This is a genomic window from Flavobacterium sp. 2 (assembly GCF_049949195.1).
GTDB lineage: Bacteria > Bacteroidota > Bacteroidia > Flavobacteriales > Flavobacteriaceae > Flavobacterium.
The window spans coordinates 4249558-4267483 of sequence record NZ_CP188206.1; the positions used below are offsets into that span (position 1 = coordinate 4249558).

General features: G+C 31.0%; 17 protein-coding genes. 5 read left to right on the top strand and 12 right to left on the bottom strand.

Annotated features, from left to right (window positions below; translation table 11 throughout):
- Positions 1 to 219: 219 nt before the first annotated feature.
- Positions 220 to 888 (bottom strand): response regulator, encoded by a 669-nt coding sequence (locus ACNFIH_RS18665; RefSeq protein WP_426484272.1) that lies wholly within the window; start codon positions 886 to 888, stop codon positions 220 to 222.
- Between the two features lie 744 nt (positions 889 to 1632).
- Between ACNFIH_RS18665 and ACNFIH_RS18670 the strand changes: the two genes are divergently transcribed.
- Positions 1633 to 2550 (top strand): hypothetical protein, encoded by a 918-nt coding sequence (locus tag ACNFIH_RS18670; RefSeq protein ID WP_426484273.1) that lies wholly within the window; start codon positions 1633 to 1635, stop codon positions 2548 to 2550.
- 110 nt (positions 2551 to 2660) lie between these two features.
- Here ACNFIH_RS18670 and ACNFIH_RS18675 read toward each other — a convergent pair whose 3' ends face one another.
- The 10 genes from ACNFIH_RS18675 to ACNFIH_RS18720 form a co-directional block, all read right to left on the bottom strand.
- Entirely contained in the window at positions 2661 to 2870 is a 210-nt protein-coding gene (locus tag ACNFIH_RS18675) for a hypothetical protein (protein ID WP_426484274.1), read from the bottom strand.
- Between the two features lie 11 nt (positions 2871 to 2881).
- On the bottom strand, positions 2882 to 3292 hold the full coding sequence (locus ACNFIH_RS18680) for a hypothetical protein (RefSeq protein WP_426484275.1): 411 nt from the start codon (positions 3290 to 3292) through the stop codon (positions 2882 to 2884).
- Positions 3293 to 3388: 96 nt separating this feature from the next.
- Entirely contained in the window at positions 3389 to 4444 is a 1056-nt protein-coding gene (locus ACNFIH_RS18685; RefSeq protein WP_426484276.1) for a type I restriction endonuclease, read from the bottom strand.
- A 183-nt stretch (positions 4445 to 4627) separates the two neighbouring features.
- Complete coding sequence (locus ACNFIH_RS18690) at positions 4628 to 4966, bottom strand: hypothetical protein (RefSeq protein ID WP_426484277.1); 339 nt, start codon at positions 4964 to 4966, stop codon at positions 4628 to 4630.
- A 36-nt stretch (positions 4967 to 5002) separates the two neighbouring features.
- A complete protein-coding gene (locus tag ACNFIH_RS18695) occupies positions 5003 to 5560 on the bottom strand; it encodes a hypothetical protein (RefSeq protein WP_426484278.1) in 558 nt (185 codons plus the stop codon).
- Between the two features lie 145 nt (positions 5561 to 5705).
- Complete coding sequence (locus ACNFIH_RS18700; RefSeq protein ID WP_426484279.1) at positions 5706 to 6671, bottom strand: PIN domain-containing protein; 966 nt, start codon at positions 6669 to 6671, stop codon at positions 5706 to 5708.
- 76 nt (positions 6672 to 6747) lie between these two features.
- A complete protein-coding gene (locus ACNFIH_RS18705; RefSeq protein ID WP_426484280.1) occupies positions 6748 to 7374 on the bottom strand; it encodes a hypothetical protein in 627 nt (208 codons plus the stop codon).
- 144 nt (positions 7375 to 7518) lie between these two features.
- A complete protein-coding gene (locus ACNFIH_RS18710) occupies positions 7519 to 8187 on the bottom strand; it encodes a response regulator (RefSeq protein ID WP_426484281.1) in 669 nt (222 codons plus the stop codon).
- Positions 8188 to 8193: 6 nt separating this feature from the next.
- The gene (locus ACNFIH_RS18715) at positions 8194 to 9711 is read right to left on the bottom strand and encodes an ATP-binding protein (protein ID WP_371199628.1); all 1518 of its coding nucleotides are present in this window, start codon (positions 9709 to 9711) and stop codon (positions 8194 to 8196) included.
- Positions 9712 to 9950: 239 nt separating this feature from the next.
- Positions 9951 to 10121 (bottom strand): hypothetical protein, encoded by a 171-nt coding sequence (locus ACNFIH_RS18720; protein ID WP_193745221.1) that lies wholly within the window; start codon positions 10119 to 10121, stop codon positions 9951 to 9953.
- Positions 10122 to 10487: 366 nt separating this feature from the next.
- Between ACNFIH_RS18720 and ACNFIH_RS18725 the strand changes: the two genes are divergently transcribed.
- Complete coding sequence (locus tag ACNFIH_RS18725; protein ID WP_426484282.1) at positions 10488 to 11444, top strand: hypothetical protein; 957 nt, start codon at positions 10488 to 10490, stop codon at positions 11442 to 11444.
- A 58-nt stretch (positions 11445 to 11502) separates the two neighbouring features.
- On the opposite strand, the gene ACNFIH_RS18730 is transcribed toward ACNFIH_RS18725, so the two are convergent.
- Positions 11503 to 13119, bottom strand: a complete 1617-nt coding sequence (locus ACNFIH_RS18730) for a L,D-transpeptidase family protein (protein WP_426484283.1) — start codon at positions 13117 to 13119, stop codon at positions 11503 to 11505.
- Positions 13120 to 13566: 447 nt separating this feature from the next.
- Between ACNFIH_RS18730 and ACNFIH_RS18735 the strand changes: the two genes are divergently transcribed.
- The 3 genes from ACNFIH_RS18735 to uxuA all read left to right on the top strand — a co-directional run bounded on the left by ACNFIH_RS18735 (position 13567) and on the right by uxuA (position 17909).
- Positions 13567 to 15720: an alpha-glucuronidase family glycosyl hydrolase gene (locus tag ACNFIH_RS18735; protein ID WP_426484284.1), complete on the top strand. Its 2154-nt coding sequence runs from the start codon at positions 13567 to 13569 to the stop codon at positions 15718 to 15720.
- A 152-nt stretch (positions 15721 to 15872) separates the two neighbouring features.
- Positions 15873 to 16610, top strand: a complete 738-nt coding sequence (locus tag ACNFIH_RS18740) for an SDR family NAD(P)-dependent oxidoreductase (RefSeq protein WP_426484285.1) — start codon at positions 15873 to 15875, stop codon at positions 16608 to 16610.
- A 135-nt stretch (positions 16611 to 16745) separates the two neighbouring features.
- Positions 16746 to 17909, top strand: coding sequence for a mannonate dehydratase (gene uxuA, locus ACNFIH_RS18745; RefSeq protein WP_426486734.1), 1164 nt, complete (start codon positions 16746 to 16748; stop codon positions 17907 to 17909).
- Positions 17910 to 17926 lie beyond the last annotated feature (17 nt).

Genomic DNA, 17926 nt, shown 5'->3' on the forward strand with positions numbered 1-17926 from the left:
AAGAAGATTGCATAGCTCTTAAAAAAAGCCACTCTTTGAATGATACCAGAAAATTTAGATTAAAGAATTTCATAACTTTTACTTTTATTCAAATTAAGAAAACTAATGTGAATAAATTGTAAAGCCATTATTATCAAATAATTAAATAAGATGAAAGTGACCAAAAAAACGATAAAAAGCCCCCAGAGGAGCTTTAGTAAATAAAGTGTTTGCCAAGAGTTAAATAATACCCATATCCTTTGCAATAAAAACTAACTGAACCGTATTATTAGCTTTAAAGAAATCTTTTAGTTTTGATAATCTTTTTTCGATAGCACTTTTGCTGTTTGGTTTGATATCGGCATTTTTGAAAATTTCGATGATATCATCCTGCGATTCTCCTTCAGATAAATATCTTAGGATTTTAATATCAATATTATCAATTTCAAAATTATTTTTTTCCTGCAATAACAAAGCAATTTCCGGCGAAATAAATTTTTCATCAGAAGATGAAATAATCGCAATAGCTTTTTTAAGCTCTTCAATGCTGTTTCTCCCTTTCAAAACAAAAGCATTTATTGATGCATTTTCAAAAAGAGATTTGATACGATAACTTTTGTCTTCGACCGAATAGGTTAGTATTTTAATATCAGGCTGGATTTCTCGTGTTTTCTGTACTAATTCGTCGCCACTGGCAAGTTTTACCTCGCGATGATCTGTTTTGAACGAAAGGTCGCTTATCAATAAATCATAAGGATCATTGTCCTGAATGGCTTTACGTATTTTTAAAAAGGCATCGTCACAATATTTGGAATAATCGAAATTCTCAATTCCTAAATCTTTTAGGACTTGTTCGATTCCAAAATTGATGCTATCTAAATCTTCGGCTATCATTACTTTTTTAAACATAAAAAATTATTTAGGCATGGATATCTTTACTTTAAAAACCTCTATTAGGTTCAGTGTCAAAATTAATAGTTCCTTTTGTAAACAAAGTACGGTTTTCCATATTTTGGATACCATTTTTTAGAAAAACAGCAGTTTTGCCTTTGTATGAAACAAGAAAAACAAAAATAAGAAGACATAAAAAGAAAATCCTAGCATAAGATTTACTTTCGCCGAAAGTACTAATTAATTATTAAGTGCAATTTATTTATTCATCTTTTGGCGGCGGGGGTAGAAACTCTTCTGGAAAATCGTCGATATAATTTGATTTTGCACGTTCTATTTTTTTTTTATACGATCATATTTATCATCATAACAAGAAAATAATATTGTGTTCAAATAGAACGAAAAAATATTTTTTCTTTTTTATTATGGCTTAAAAATTTGGCATAAGCATTGCTATTCAGAATTGTTCTGAATCGTTTTTTGGGCAATGAAACTTTCTGTTTGTGAAGAAAAGAGCGTAAAATAGTAAGTCTTGATTTAGGTTTTCCTCCTAAACTAAAATTTACGGTTTCCCGCAATTTCTAGGTGAACTAGTTTTGTAAATTTGTTATGATCGCGAGTCAGAACGAGCACTAATTCTAAGGTAAAGTAATCATTTATTTTCCTTTGAATTGAGAAGGAAATCCGGAGATTCCAAATGTTCCAGATTTTCTTGAAAAATCCGAGAATTAATCCTAAAAATCCTGAAAATCCTGAATGTATATGGACCACATTACACGATGCAATTATGAAAAAGCTTATAAAGAAGCTATAAGAACAAAATATAATATTGAAAAAGAATTAGGAGAAAATTCCAATTATCTGGAGACACCTTCTCAAGCCCATTTGAGAGATTTATGTTGGAAAATATTACGTGAAAATCCTGCTCCAGACGATTTAAAAGTGTATTGGGATTTTAAAGGTGTTCCTTTCGATAAAAATAGGGAGGATACTTGCACAACCTATACGGATAAGTATAAAAAAGTAGGCGCATTTTTGAAAGGAGAGAAAGAACCTCTAAAAATAGATACCGTTGATATGGCTGCAATTTTGATTGATTTTCAGCCAAGGCCTTTCAGAAAATTTAAGGCTAAAGCAATGTCTCAGGAAGAACAAATTACTGTTTTTGGTCCCGACGTTTTATACAAAAATGAAATTGAGAAGGCTCCCGAAAATTTGAAACATCCTGAAAATGCAGTTTTAGCGAAAACACCAAATAAGAAAAGAAAATTTAGAATTTATAAGTCAAAATTTAAAATGTTTCGAATTGCATCAATAACGGCTGTTCTTTGTTTGATTGGCGTTATTATTTATTTGGCGCTTCCGCAGAAAGAGTGTATGCAGTGGTCAGGCGATCATTATGAGCTTGTTAGGTGCGATTTGAAATCACAAAGTTCGCTTACACGAAATCCAGTTGAATTGTTAGATGAAAGTTTGGTTCATTTGCAGAAAGTAGATATTGATGATCATACTATTTGTTTTGATAAATACGGGCGCGCTATAATTTGGTATGCCCAAACTGCTGATGGAATTGACTTTTTTAACGGTCACGGAAGGCATCCTGAAAATAATATTGCGCTGAAACCAGTCACAAAAGATATTTTTAGAAAGTACGCACATAAACCTAGTGCAGCAAAATAAAAAATCTCCCAAAATAAACTTTATTTTGGGAGATTTTTTAATTCGTTTTTATTGACTCGATTATTCTTTCTTTGTACAATTGCCATTCGTTGAATAATACAAAGAAGAAATTAATCTTCCCAACCACAAAGCGTCAAACCGTATCCTTGAGCTTTTTTAAGGCTAACTTTTGTAATTTCATGATTACACGAACTTAGTCCGCGACAGTTTGCATTATAATGATATTTTTTGGCACCTGTTGGACCACATAAATATACTGTCGTTTCGGGCGGGCAAAATGAAGTTAAAAAAACGAAGAGAAGTAATAAAGCATATTTCATTTTGACTTAATTTATTTTACTACTAAGTGATATTCATTTCCTTTATTATCAAATGCTTTTAATTTTCCGTATGAAATCCATTCTGTACAAATTTCTAGCTCAGGAATGCTATCTATCATTAAAATTCCTGCACCATATTTTCCTTGAACATTTATATTTCCAAAAACCGAATCACCTTTGTAATTTATTCCTTTTACATCATAATTGTATTCGTAATGACCTGGATTTCCAGTTCTATATTCGTACTGATAGGTTTTATTTACATAATAAGTTTTGGCTTCTTCTGGCGTAATGGTTTTGCGGTCATCTGCCGTAATTACCGATTTATAAAATGAATTTATTTGTGGCGGAGGCGGAGCAGAAGTTTTTTGGCAGGAATAAAGCGTAAATAATAAAAGTAAGATGAGGTAGTTTTTTTGCATAGGCTTTGTGGTATTTGGTTTAGAGCTAAAAGCTTTAATTTAGTTTCTAAATCTAAATAGAATTAAATTCTTTTAAGTGAGTACTTATACGTGATTTTATTCTGTTTCGTAAAGCGCCACAGTATCTAATAATTCTTTCTCAAACTGATAAATATCGTCGATTGATGAAATCGAAATTTTTGACTCTGTTTTATTATCATTAAACAGGCTTATGTATTTTTTACCGCCATTAAGATGCAGTCGGCATAAAGGCTTACGGTTGTTATCATCTAGTAAAATTCCAAAATAGGATTGCGTATCGCGATAAACAATTCTGTTAGTTGGTAATTTTCGACGTAAAATAGCAACTACTATTCGATAACCGTCTAGTTCTTCTTCAGATGTAATAATTTTATTGTCATCTTCAGCTATTGAAATTTCTTCAACTTGCTGTTTGATTGTTTCTTTCGTTAAAGCAGCATTTAATCGGTCATTGATTTTATCATTAATAAATTGGGTGACCGATTTTTGAACTAAATCTTTAAATTCGTCGACAACTTTTTCAGTCAATCTTCCAGTGTATACTTTATTGGCAAAAAGCTTTGTAAAATCATTTGAAGGATTTTCTAATTCTGCACTTATTTGCTTTTTTATTTCTTTTATGTATTTTAGAGAACTGGCATTGCTTACAATATTATTTACATCAAAGTTAGCTTTATGAAATTTCGCAATTTCGTTTATAGTGTTCTCTTTTAGATTGCAGATGTCAAATTCCAAAAATGGTTTTTCATCCATTTTGTTTTGATTATCTAAATCAGTAAAAAATTGGTAAGTAATACCATTTGTCAATAGTGCAAATCGGGTTTTTGTAACATGAAAATAACGGAATAACTGCGAATTATGAACCGTAAGATTTTCTTTCCAGCTTTTGCATTCTACAATTATAATGGGTTCTCCATTCTGGAAAATAGCATAATCTACTTTTTCTCCTTTTTTCAGCCCAAGATCTGCTGTAAATTCAGGAACTACTTCTAACGGATTAAAAGCATCATAACCCAAAATATGTATAAAAGGCAATACAAAAGCATGTTTTGTAGATTCTTCAGTTTCAATTTTACTTTTCAGCTGATTTATTTTATCGGCTAATGATTTTAGTTGAATGTTGATTTCCATTGGTTTTAGTTTTGATTATTATTCAAAGGTAAAGCCTGTAAAACCAGTATTTTATGGAAATCCGTAATCTGGTAAAATTTTTAAAGAAGCTTTTTTAGAAAAGGATTTAAATAGAAAAAAGAGGACAATGAAATTCCTCTTTAAAATAATGTAGGCTAAAAGTTTTTGTAGAATATTTAAAATTTAGTTTCTACAATCAATCATAATAGTGCCGGCCTGGCATATATAAACACTATTAACTCTTGAATCACCATGATAATGACTTTCAAGATCTTTTTTTAGATCTTCATATTCTTCTGAGCTTACAACCTTTTGTATTTTTACATTTATTAAACGACCAATTGGAGAAATGGTATACAAACCATCACTAGTAGTTTTAGAATATTTATTACCAAGAATCCCATAACTTTCATACTCTGTTTGAAGAGATTCCACAAATGAATCAGTTTCTTTGAATAATTCATTTTTATTTGAACAGCTAAACATTATAATTGCTATAAAAAGAAGGATAGTTTTTTTCATTGTTTAATGATTTTAGTTTTTTAATTTAGAGAAAGATTACCATTTTAAATCTATAGTATTAAACTCCAGTATTTGATTGCCTTCACGATATAAGGGCAATGAAATAAGTATTTTTTTTGATTTTTTTAATTTTGATAAAAATTTTATTTCGTTATCAATAAAAATTAAGTCACTACTGTTGTCTTGCGGTTCGCTATAGCTAAATTTTATTGGTTTCTCGTCATCAAAACGAACTTTGATAAAATTATTATCATATCCTCCACTAATTTGTCCTTTATCAATACTTAAATATATATCCGTGTGATCATTTTTTCTTAATGTTAAATGACCGTAATTATTTCCATCATAAGGGAATTCTAGATTTAAGCTTTCATTAGATATTATCTGCGCAAACTTGATCGATTTTGATGTCATTTTATCAATTGATTGATGATATTCCCACACATTATTTTTAGTTGTTGCAACTGAATCTACAACGACTGCCGCTGAATCTACTGCTACTGCTATTTCATCATATGATGAGACTGTTTTTTGGCAAGAAAATAATAATAAAGCACTAAATGATGCGATGATTTGTAAGACTTGGTTTTTCATTTTTTTTGAATTAGTTGATTAATAATTCAAAAGTAAAATCAATCAAAAACAGTATTTTACGGAAATCCATAATTAATTAGATTTTAAACTACAGGAAATAAAAAAAGCTCCCGAAGAAGCTTTAAAATATAATCAGAAATAAAGTTTAGATCAACCCCATATCTTTTGAAATTGAAATCAAATGAATGGTATTATTAGCTTTAAAAAGTTCTTTCAGCTTGCTTATTCTTTTTTCAATTTGAGAAAAAGAGAGATCTTTAAGAGAGAGAATTTCTTTCATTTCTAATGTTCCATATCCTTGAGATAAATAACTTAGAATTTGTAAATCAATATTGTCAATATCATCCATATATGATTCAGATAATGAAATGAGGTCTAAATCATCTTTATTAGGAATTGATGTAATCAATTCTTGATTGTTGAAGTCTCTTAAAGCTTCAGATAATTTATTAAAAACTTTAATATTAATGTCAGGATTTAATCTAATAAGATCATTTTTTAAAACAGGATTTAAATATAATAAATCTTTACTTTCAGTATAGTAGTCTTGATCTTTAGTAATAATCCATATTCTATTAATCTTAGGCACAATATTTAAAAGCATTTCCCAAGATAATTGGTCACCAAGAGGGTCATTTTTTTTGCCAGGTGGGTTGCCAATTTCTTTTCGATATCTGGCTCTAATTAGATCATCAGTTGATGGCTGAATACTTCTCAGATATAATGAAGATAATGCTCTAGAAACATTATCCTCGGATGAAGAAACATTGGACAATGTTTCATTTAAAATTTTCATGAGCTCGTTATTAGAATCTTTAATTTGATGTTCTAATTTTTTTCTTGAAGTATTCCAATATTTTAATTTAGATGAAGTCTCTTGATCCAGATGTTCTGGTAAAGCTATATCTGTTATTGCTATTTGTTTTATATAATTATCTATTGATTGCTTGAAGACATTCAATTTATTTCTATCAATTTCATTTTTGAATTGCTCAGTAAAAAATATTTTGGTTTTAACTTCTATTACAGAGTTCAATAGTTTTTTAAACTCAGGTTTATTTGAATTGTAGAATCCGAGAAAAATATTTGCATCAATATATAAAATGTTCACTTAGTAATTATTTTAAATTTCTATAATTAATATTAAAAGTAACAAAAACATGACTATAATACTTATTGATCTAAAATTAAATAGCTTTCCAGATAGATTCAAAACTTTTTGCTTCTCCTTCTAGTAAAGGTAAATATGTATAATCACCTTTTGTATTTTCGTATAATTTTGAATTTTTCACATCTAAAACTGCAAAAATAACTTCATCTCCAGTTTCTTTGCGCAATTGACTTTCCATCAAAGATAAGATTTGTGATAATTTATCTTTAGAAATTTTATCAGCTTTTAAAAATAATTTAATTACATAAAATTTGTTGTCAAATGAAAGACCTAGTTCTGGATTTATTTTAATATCGAGATCTCCTGTCAACCAATGATAAAATGGAGGATCAAACCATTCAATTTTTTTCTTTCCCCAGAATTTCTTGTACCCGTCGATTGATATTGGGTAGTTGACTTTCTTTTTTAAATCAGTCAATTTATGGAGTAAATTATCTAATAATTTTTTATCGTTATTGTTTTTGTGTATTTCGATAATTTCTTCTCGAAAAGCTTTATAAAAATCGGAAGCGGGATGATAAGTGTTTCTGTATTTTACTTGTTTAACTTTTGTCATTTTAGAGTTCCCAGATTTATTTACAAAATCGATAAAATCAGTTAAAGACACGCTAATTGCATTTTTCTTTTTTTTATACTTTTCCATATGTGAATTATTTAAAGTTATTTAATAACCCAAAAGTAAAATCAATTAAACCAGCATTTTACGGAAATCCATAATCCATAAAATTTTAAATTTCGGCAATAAAAAAAGCCCCCGAAGGAGCTTTAAAATAGGAATAGCAGGAATTTAAATTATTCCCATATCTTTTACAATTGAAATCAAATGAAGCGTATTATTGGCTTTAAAAAAGTCTTTTAATCTCGAAAGTCTTTTTTCCATAGCACTTTTGCTATTCGGTTTAGTTCCTAAAGTTTTTAGAATTTCTATTATTTCATCTTGAGAAACGCCATCGGCTAAATGTTTTAAAATCTTAATATCCAATTCTTCTATTTCGAAATTGTTTTTTTCCTGTAAAGTAGATGATATTTCTGGAGAAATAAATTTTTTATCCGAACTTGAAATCAGATTTATTGCTTTTTTTAATTCTTCAATACTGTTCAAACTTTTTAAAACAAAACCATCTATTTCAGCATTTTCAAAAAGCGATTTAATGCGAAAGCTTTTGTCTTCAACAGAATAGACAATTATTTTAATATCAGGTTGTAATTCGCGTACTTTTTGAACCAATTCATCTCCATTTTTAATGTTTGGTTCACGATGATCTTTTTTAAAAGAAAGATCGCTAATTAATAAATCAAACGACTCATTTTTGTGATTTGCGGCGCGTATTTTTAGAAAAGCATCATCACAAAATTTAGAATGTTGGTAATCGGCAATATTTAAATCCTTCAAAACCTGTTGAATTCCTAAATTCATTGCATCGATATCTTCAGCTATTATTACTTTTTTAAACATAGGCTTTTATTTAGGCATAGTTATTTTTACTTTAAAACCTTTTTGAGGTTCGGTTTCAAAAGTAATTGCTCCTTTTACAGATAAAATACGGTTTTCCATATTTTGCAAACCATTTTTTATAATTTTTGATTTTTCACCACCTTTTCCGTTGTCTGAATAATTTATAGAGATTTTAGTGCTGTCGGTCTCAAATTTTAAAACAACTACCGAAGCTTCGCTATGCTTTTTCATGTTGACCATTAGTTCTTGCAAGACTCGATGAATTGTTATCTTTTTAAGCTCCTCAATTAAATCCCAATTTATTTTTTCGATACCATTAATTGAGACATTTATATTTTTGTCCCCATAAGTAGAAAGCATTTCTTTCAAATTTCTAGAATAATTTGTTCCAGTATCAATATCATTATTTTCTCTTGAAATACCTCGAACACGAGTATAAATATGATTTAGTTTTTGCAATAAGATTCCTGTATTATTTTCGGCTGTTAAAGATTGAGTTTGTGTAAAGGTTATGGTATCGAAGACATCATTTGCCAATTCATCATGAATATCTTTTGCAATTCTTGTCTCAGTATCGTAGGCCGTTTTTATTTTTTCGATTCGATTTATTTTTCGATAATATTTTCTGAGATAAAAGATCAATATGGACAAAAAGCAAAAAATGACAATGAATAAATATTGTTTAAATTGTGCTCTTTCTAAGAATAATTGATTTTCAGCTTTTTCTAAACGAAGTTTCTGATTTTCATCTTTTTCCTTTTGAGAGTCATATTTGATTTTGGCAAATTTGTTTTTAAAATTATTGCGAACTTTTATGATACTGTCGTTCAAAAAAGAAAATTGCTTAGCATATTCGGTATTATTTGTCAATGACTTATTAATCATTAAATAAGAAAGCGCTTCTAAACGTTCATCAATACTATGAAGTTTTGTTGCAGTTTTGTAAGCCTTTAAAGCGTAATCTTTTGATTGTAAAGGATCATTTTCAGTATAAAGTTCAGCGAGATGCAAATTGCTTTCAATGCTTCCATAATCATAAGGAACATTTTTTCTTAACTCTAAACTATATTTTATAAGCTTAAGTCCTTTATCAGTCTGTCCATTTTTATATAAAGCGTAACCCCAATTATCTATATATCTCGCTTTGAAATTTTCTGATTGATCTGCTGATGCTTTTATATTCGAAATAGAATCAAGAATTTTTATGGCCTGATTGTATTTTTTTTGATGAGTATAAACTACTGCAATGTTGTTTAAAGTGTTTTCTTTACATGAGGGATCTGGGCAATCTTTCAAACCTTGATTATAATAATAGATTGCATCATCAAAATTAGATAATTCTTTTTCGGCTATTCCGTATAAAGTATTGATTGTGGCGGTGTAAATATCTTTTTTCTTGATATAAGGCAGGGCTTCAGTAAGAGTTTCTCTGCTTCCGTAATAATCACCATTGACTTGTTGAATTTGGGCGACTTGAGCAAGGATAAAAACAATATTTGTACTGTCTTTGACTTTTTCATACATTGTTTTAGACTTATTATAGTAGTAAAAGGAACTATCATAATTTGCTTGTTCAAATTTTTCAATGCCTTTATTTCTAATCTCTAAAGCTTCTTTTTTTATGATCTCATTTTTTACAGGAATAGTAGCTTTGTTTTTGCATGAAAAGCAAAACAGTAAAAAAAGAAAATAAAAAAACGGGGATCGTAACATAAAATTTACTTTCCCCGAAAATACAAATTTATTGTTTTTAATGGACTTTTTTATTCATCTTCTGGAGGTGGAGGAGGAGGAACTGTATCTCCAGGGCCATCAGCATAAGTTGGTTTTATAGGTTTAATTTCTTTTTTAACATCATCATATTCGTCGGCTGTGCAAGAGAATAATGTAGCTGACAATAGCGCAAACGCTCCCAATAAAAATATCTTTTTCATGTTTTTTACGATTAAATTTTAGACATGGGTATTGCTGTCCGGAACTATTCCAGATCTAGTCGATACCATTTTTTGTTTGGGAAGTGAAATGCGTAGAACAGTAAGATTTTCATCTATACTTCCCGGATAAATTCCGTCTTACGGTTTTCCGCATTTTTAATAAAACTAGTTTTGTATTTTTGTTTTTAACCTGCAGGTCATAACGTTAACTAATTTTGTTGAGGCAAAGTTATGTGGGGTTTAGAGCTGTATTGATCAGAAAGTCAGGAAAGTCTAATTAGTTTTTTTAAAGTCGGGAGAAGTTCTAAAAAGTCACAAAAAGTAGAATAAAGTACTTTAGAAAAGTTGTAAAAAGTTCAAATGCCTATGTCAAACATTACTTTTGAAGATTATAAAAATGCTATTAAAGCGAAATATGAAAAGGAAAAAGAAGAAGGGGATTATTCAAATAATTTAAGTTCGCCAACACCCGCAAATCTTAGAAAATTATGTGTCAAAAGATTCGCTTCAAACACTGATAAAGATGACTTGATTGCTTTTGAATCTTTTTTTGATTTTCCATTTGATAAGGATAAAAGAAATTTGTTTGGAGGTGATGAGCTAAATAAATTAGTAAAAGTTAGGAGGTTTTTTCAAGGTATAACAGAGAATCCAGCCGATGATACCATTCAATTGGCTGCAATACTTGTAGATCTTCGCCCAAGACCTTTTAATAAGTATAGGAAACAAATTGATGAAGAAGATTTAGAATTAATAAATGAGTTGAGGATTCCTAATAATTCAGCTAAAGAAGTTTCTTCAGATAATTTGAATGATCAAGTAGAAATTGAAAACTCAAATGATTCAAAAACAGATGATGTTATAGAAGAACCTCTACCAGTTCAAAGTAAGGAAGTTAAAGCTGATGAAACACCAATATCGACTTTTGTTAGTATAGATAAGAAACCAGAATCTAAAAAAAATAGATACTTAGCAATTGTAGCTGTACTTGCTGGATTAGGTTTAATCATTTATTTAGCCCTACCGAAAAAAGAATGTATGCAATGGTCAGGCGATCATTATGATATTGTAGATTGTAATTTAAAATCGGAAGAATTGAGTAATCCTGTTGAATTATTAGATGAGAATTTAGTTGGTCTTAAGAAAATAAAGGTTTGTGATACAACAGTTTATTTTGATAAGAATCATAATGCAATTATCTGGTATGCAAAAAGAGGAGATAGTATTGATTTTTTTAACAATCACGGAAGGCATCCAGAAAATAATAGCCCGTTAAGACCAGTTACAAAATATATTTTAGACAAGTACGTCAATAAGAAATAGAAAAAACCTCCCAAAATAAAAATTACTTTGGGAGGTTTATTGATGAGGTTTATTACGTCTATTCCTGATCAGATTTATAAGCAGTATCATTTGGAAACAACATTCCGTTTAGGCGAGTATCTCTTTGATAAACATCAGGATAAAAATTCATATTTCCATCTCTTGTTACCCAAGCGGTAAAATAACCTATATAAATCGGGATTTTTTTCTTTAGGAAGAAAGGCGTTTCTTTTTCGCCGCTCATAGCTTCATTTATTTTATCAATTGTCCACTCCGGATAATCTTTCATCATTGAAACGGCAAGTTCTTTCGCTTTTTCTACATTGATACAACCGTGGCTGAAAATACGCTTTTCAAATCCGAATAAACTTTTAGATGGCGAATCATGCATGTAAATGTCATTCGGATTCGGAAACATGAATTTTACAAGTCCTAAAGCATTTTCCGGACCCGGTTTTTGCCTTACTTTCCCGCCATTCCATTCCATTCCATGATCGGCCAGATAATTTTTGTCTTCGGCCATTTTTAGTTTTAATTCGTTTTGGATAATACTTGTTGGAACATACCAATACGGACTAAAAACAATTCTGTCAATCTGTCCACTAAAAATTACCGTTTTAGTTAATGGCGTACCAATAAAAACTTTCGATACAATATCAAAATTTTTATCTCTAACAAAATACAGCATAAACGACGGAATATTAACCATCACATATTCGCTTTGATCTTCCAGGGATGGCGGAATCCATCTGCAGCGCTCCATATTCAGCATTATGGTTTTAATACGATCGCTGATAGGTTCATTCATTTGGTCAATATGTTCCTTTGAAAGTATATAATTTGGTGACAATGCATGTCGTAGTTTATATTTCATTACACCATCCATCAATTCCTGATCATAAAAATTGCTTTTAGAATCATTGGCTAAATCGCCAATTATGAATAAACGATGTCTAACATCGGCAATGGTTTGAGAAGTAGCATCAGGACGCAAATCTTGATAAGGCTTGTCCATATAGATGGGAGTCCATTGATTGCTTTTTTCGATTTCGCGGTATTTTTTTAAAACTTCCTGAAGTTTGTAATATTGGCTGAAAAGAACATGTTTATTTTCCTTTAATAAGTCGGGATTACTTACAATTGAATCTAATAAGGTTTCATAAGATAATTTTTTCTTAGGCAAATACCATTGAATTTTATTTTGTTCATCGGCATCAATTCCCTGATAAACATGTTTGGCGTATAAAATGTACATGGAACTTAGTAAAAGTTCTGTATCAGATTCTGAAATTTTTGATTTTGATGCTGATTCTTCGTTAAAAACTTCGTCAAGTTTCTTTTTATACGGAATATCAATTTGAACACCTTCTTCGTAAGTTGAATTTAATTTGTGATATAAAAGATACCCAAATTCGTTTATATCATTTCCTTCATACCAAATCGGTTTATAGGCTTTATCCTTATACAAAGCCGCAACATCGGTTTGATAAGATTTTAAATCAGAATATTTTTTGAAAAATGCAGCGATTGAGGCAGTAGTAATTTCTGGAGAGCTGGTAGAAAAAGCAATTATTTTATGTGCTTCAGAAATATGCAGATCATTTTTTGAAAAAACAGTTGAGGAATTGAAAAAAATCCCCAGTAAAAGAATTACGGCAAAAGTAAAGTTTTTCATTTTTTTCGATTTTACGTTATAGATCCTTTTTGAAAACAGTGGAAACAAGCAGTAAGTTGTAAAAAAATGATTTGGGGAAATCGCTATTCTTACTCAAATTTATAAAAAATATCTTAATATTTTGAGGTTTATATTTTAAGAAATTGCTTAAAAAAAAATAGTACTTATTAAAGATGAAAATGATATCGGAACAAGTAAAGAAAGTGCAGGATAGTTTTTCAAATTATCCTGCTTTTATTTGTTAAAGAAATTATTTTTTGAAAAAAAATGAAGCAAAAGTTTTTTTCTTCAAATGCAATCTTATATTTTTACGCAACCGATTGCAATTATTGTTTTATTTCGAATAATGTATTTTTTGAATTAAAATTTTATCAAATATTTTTATACAGACGAAAAACACTGATTCATTCAAATTTGAAATTTTAAAGAATAAATTAAAAAACCAAAATGACTTCATTAAGATTTATTTTCTTTTTTCTTCTGATTTCCTTTTCCACTTCGGCACAAAAGGATTATAAATTGTGGCTTCAGTATAATGCCATGAGCAATTCTGCAATGACTTCAGAATATAAAAACAATCTTAAAGGAATTGTTGTTTTAGGAAACTCCGAAACGATTAAAATTGCCGAGAAAGAACTTAAAACTGGATTTTTGGGCATGTTAGGAAATGTTCCCGAAATTAAATCGGAAATAAAAGAAGAAAATAATCTTATTGTAGGTGCTGAATCTTCATTAAATCCTGAAATAAAAAAGGCAATTCAACCTGATTTTGATAAAATAAACAATGAAGGTTTTATCATCAAATCCATTGTTTTAAATAATAAAAAACAAATCATTATTGCCGGAAAAAACGACGTTGCTGTTTTATACGGAGTTTTTAATTTCCTGAGAATATTGCAGACGAATAAATCGGTTAAAAATTTAAACATTGCCGATTCTCCAAAAACAAATATCAGAATTCTGAATCATTGGGATAATTTAGACAGAACGGTCGAAAGAGGTTACGCCGGATTTTCACTTTGGAACTGGCAAAAACTGTCTGATTTTATTGATCAGCGTTATATTGATTACGCCAGAGCAAATGCCTCAGTTGGAATCAACGGAACGGTTTTGACCAATGTCAATGCAAACGCTTTAATTTTAACTCCACAATATTTAGAAAAAGTTGAGGCTTTAGCCAATGTTTTCAGGCCTTACGGAATAAAAGTGTATTTGACAGCAAGATTTTCGGCACCAATTGAAATTGGAAATCTAAAAACTGCTGATCCAAAAGATCCTGAAGTGATTAATTGGTGGAAAAACAAGTCGGCTGAAATCTATAAACGAATTCCGGATTTTGGTGGATTTTTGGTAAAAGCCAATTCAGAAGGTCAACCGGGCCCACAAAATTACGGAAGAGATCATGTTGACGGAGCGAACATGCTCGCCGATGCCGTTGCGCCTTTTGGTGGCGTAATTATGTGGAGAGCATTTGTGTATTCGGAACATGATGCAAATGATCGCGCGAAACAAGCTTACGCCGAATTTCAGCCGTATGATGGAAAATTCAAAGAAAATGTAATTGTTCAGGTCAAAAACGGAGCGATTGATTTTCAGCCAAGAGAACCTTTTCATCCGTTATTTGGAGCGATGCCGAAAACGCCATTAATGATGGAATTTCAAATTACTCAGGAATATTTGGGTTTTAGCACGCATTTGGTTTTTCTGCCTAAATTATTTCAGGAAGTTTTAGAATCTGACACTTATCAAAAAGGAAAAGGTTCAACTGTTGCAAAGGCTGTTGACGGATCTTTATACAATAATAAAATTACCGGAATTGCTGGCGTCGCCAATATTGGAAACGATTTAAACTGGACCGGACATCCTTTTGCGCAAGCGAATTGGTATGGTTTCGGAAGATTGGCATGGAATCCGTATTTAGATTCTGAAATTATTGCTGATGAATGGTTGAGGTGTACTTTCTCAAATGATGAAAATTTCATTAAACCGGTTAAAAATATAATGATGGAATCACGTGAAGCGGTTGTAAATTATATGACACCTCTTGGTTTGCATCATATTATGGACACAGGACATCATTATGGGCCGGGACCTTGGGTTTCGAATTTGTCAAGACCAGAATGGAATCCGACGTATTATCATAAAGCAGACAAAAACGGAATTGGTTTTGACCGATCAAAATCGGGTACAAATGCGACTTCACAATACGCGTCTGAAGTTGAAAAACTTTTTGATAATTTAAAAACCTGTCCAGAAAAAGATCTTTTATGGTTTCATCATGTTTCATGGGATTATAAACTGAAAAACGGTCAGACGCTTTGGAATGGTTTGGCGCTCAAATATCAGGAAGGCGTAAATCAAGTTGCATCTATGCAGAATGTCTGGAAGAAAATGGAAAAATATATAGACAGCGAACGCTTTAATGAAGTCGGGATGTTGTTAGAAATTCAGTACAAAGAAGCAAAATGGTGGCGCGATGCCTGTCTGTTGTATTTTCAGCAGTTTTCAGGAAAAGAACTTCCGGCGGGAGTAGAAAAACCAGCACAAACATTAGATTATTTTAAATCATTGAAATTCCCATTTGCACCGGGAAATGGATAATAAATTGAGTAATTGTAACGCGGATTAGACGGATTCGCTATCGCGAAGACACGGAAAAAAAAGATTTTTAAATGAAAAACCCGTGTAAATCAGCGTTTTCGCGATAGCGAATCCGTTTCATCCGCGTACTAAAAAAATAGACATTAAAAATTATGAGCAAAAAATCGGCAATTGTAACCGGAGGAAATTCGGGTTTAGGATTTGCAACAGCAAAAAAACTTTGTGATAATGGAATCACAACTTACATAATAGGAAGATCAAAAGAAAAAACAGAAGAAGCTTGCAAGGAAATTGGCGAAAATGCTATTCCGATAATCTTCGATTTGAATGATTTGGCTGGAATTCCTGCCATGATTGAAAGCATAGCAAAAGATAATCCGATTGATATTTTGGTAAACAATGCAGGAATCAATCTGAAAAAGGAATTTTTAGACGTAACCGATGAAGATTTTTTATCGATAATTCACACTAATCTTTTGAGTGTTTTTGCAGTAAGTAAAGCGGTTGTAAAAAACATGAAAGAAAACGGCGCAGGAAGTATTGTAAACATTAGCTCGATGGCATCTCAATACGGAATTCCAAAAGTGATTGCATATTCAGCCAGCAAAGGCGCAATCGAATCGATGACACGTGCGATGGCAGTAGAATTGGCTCCATTCGGGATTCGTGTCAATTGTGTTGCTCCCGGTTTTATCAAAACGAAGATGTCGGCTAAAGCTTTGGATAGTGATCCAGAAAGAAAAAATAAAGTATTAGGAAGAACACCAATGGGCTTTTTGGGAGAACCTTCGGACATTGCTGATGCGGTTTATTATTTCGCTTTAAGCGAATCAAAATATACAACTGGAACTATTTTGCCAGTTGATGGTGGAAATAGTATTGGGTTTTAATAAGTGTTGAAAATTTCTCGCAATCCCGATAGCTATCGGGAGCGAAGTCGCAAAGTATTTTTCTTTTAAGCTTTTTTAAATAAAAACTTTGCGCCTCTGCGCCTTTGCGAGATTAAAAAAATAAGTATGACAAAAATGCAACAAACAATGCGTTGGTTCGGACCTCAGGACAACGTTACTTTATTAGATATCAAACAAGCTGGAGCAACCGGAATTGTTACAGCTTTACATCATATTCCCGTTGGAGAAATTTGGACAATTGACGAGATTAAAGAAAGACAGCAAATCATTAAAAATGCAGGTTTGGAATGGGCGGTTGTTGAAAGTCTACCTGTTCACGAAGAAATCAAAAGAGCTTCGGGAAATTATCTTCGATACATTGAAAATTATAAAATCAGTTTAAAGAATCTGGCAGATTGTGGAATCAAAATCATTAATTATAATTTCATGCCGATACTGGATTGGGTGAGAACCAATCACAATTTTATAAACGCTGATGATAGTAAAGCTTTACTCTACAATCAGGATGCATTTACCTATTTTGATGTTTTTCTTTTGAAAAGGCCAAATTCAGAAAATGATTATTCAGATGCCGAAAAAGAAAAAGCGTTGCAATTTGGAAATCAATTGTCTGAAGATGAAAAAGCATTATTGTTTAAAAATGTTTTATTAGGATTGCCAGGAAGTAAAATCAATTTTACCGCTGAACAGATTTTGGCACTTTTAGAAAATTATGCTGAAATCGACAATCAAAAACTAAGAGAAAACCTGATTTATTTTTTATCAGAAGTTACTCCGATTGCTGAGGTAAATGGCCAAAAATTAGCGATTCATCCAGATGATCCGCCATTTTCGGTTTTAGGTCTTCCAAGAATTGTTTCTACAGAAGAAGATTTAAAAGCGATTTTTGATGAGGTTCCTTCAACAGCAAACGGATTGTGTTATTGTACGGGTTCATTAAGCGCCGATCCAAAAAATAATCTGGAAAAAATAATTGATGATTATGGTGACCGAATTCACTTTTTGCATCTTCGAAATACCATTCGCGAAAGCGAAACTATTTTCAGAGAATCAGAACATTTAACTGGCGATGTGAAAATGGAAGTGATTTTGGAAAAAATTCTGTTATTGATGAATGAGACAAAGATAAGTTTGCCAATGCGCCCTGATCACGGATTTCTGCACGCAGTTGACGAAAAAACAGAAACTTATCCAGGATATTCATTGACAGGAAGATTGAAAGGTTTGGCAGAATTAAGAGGTTTGGAAATGGGAATTGCTTATAAATTGAATTTGTAATAGTATTGAAATCACAC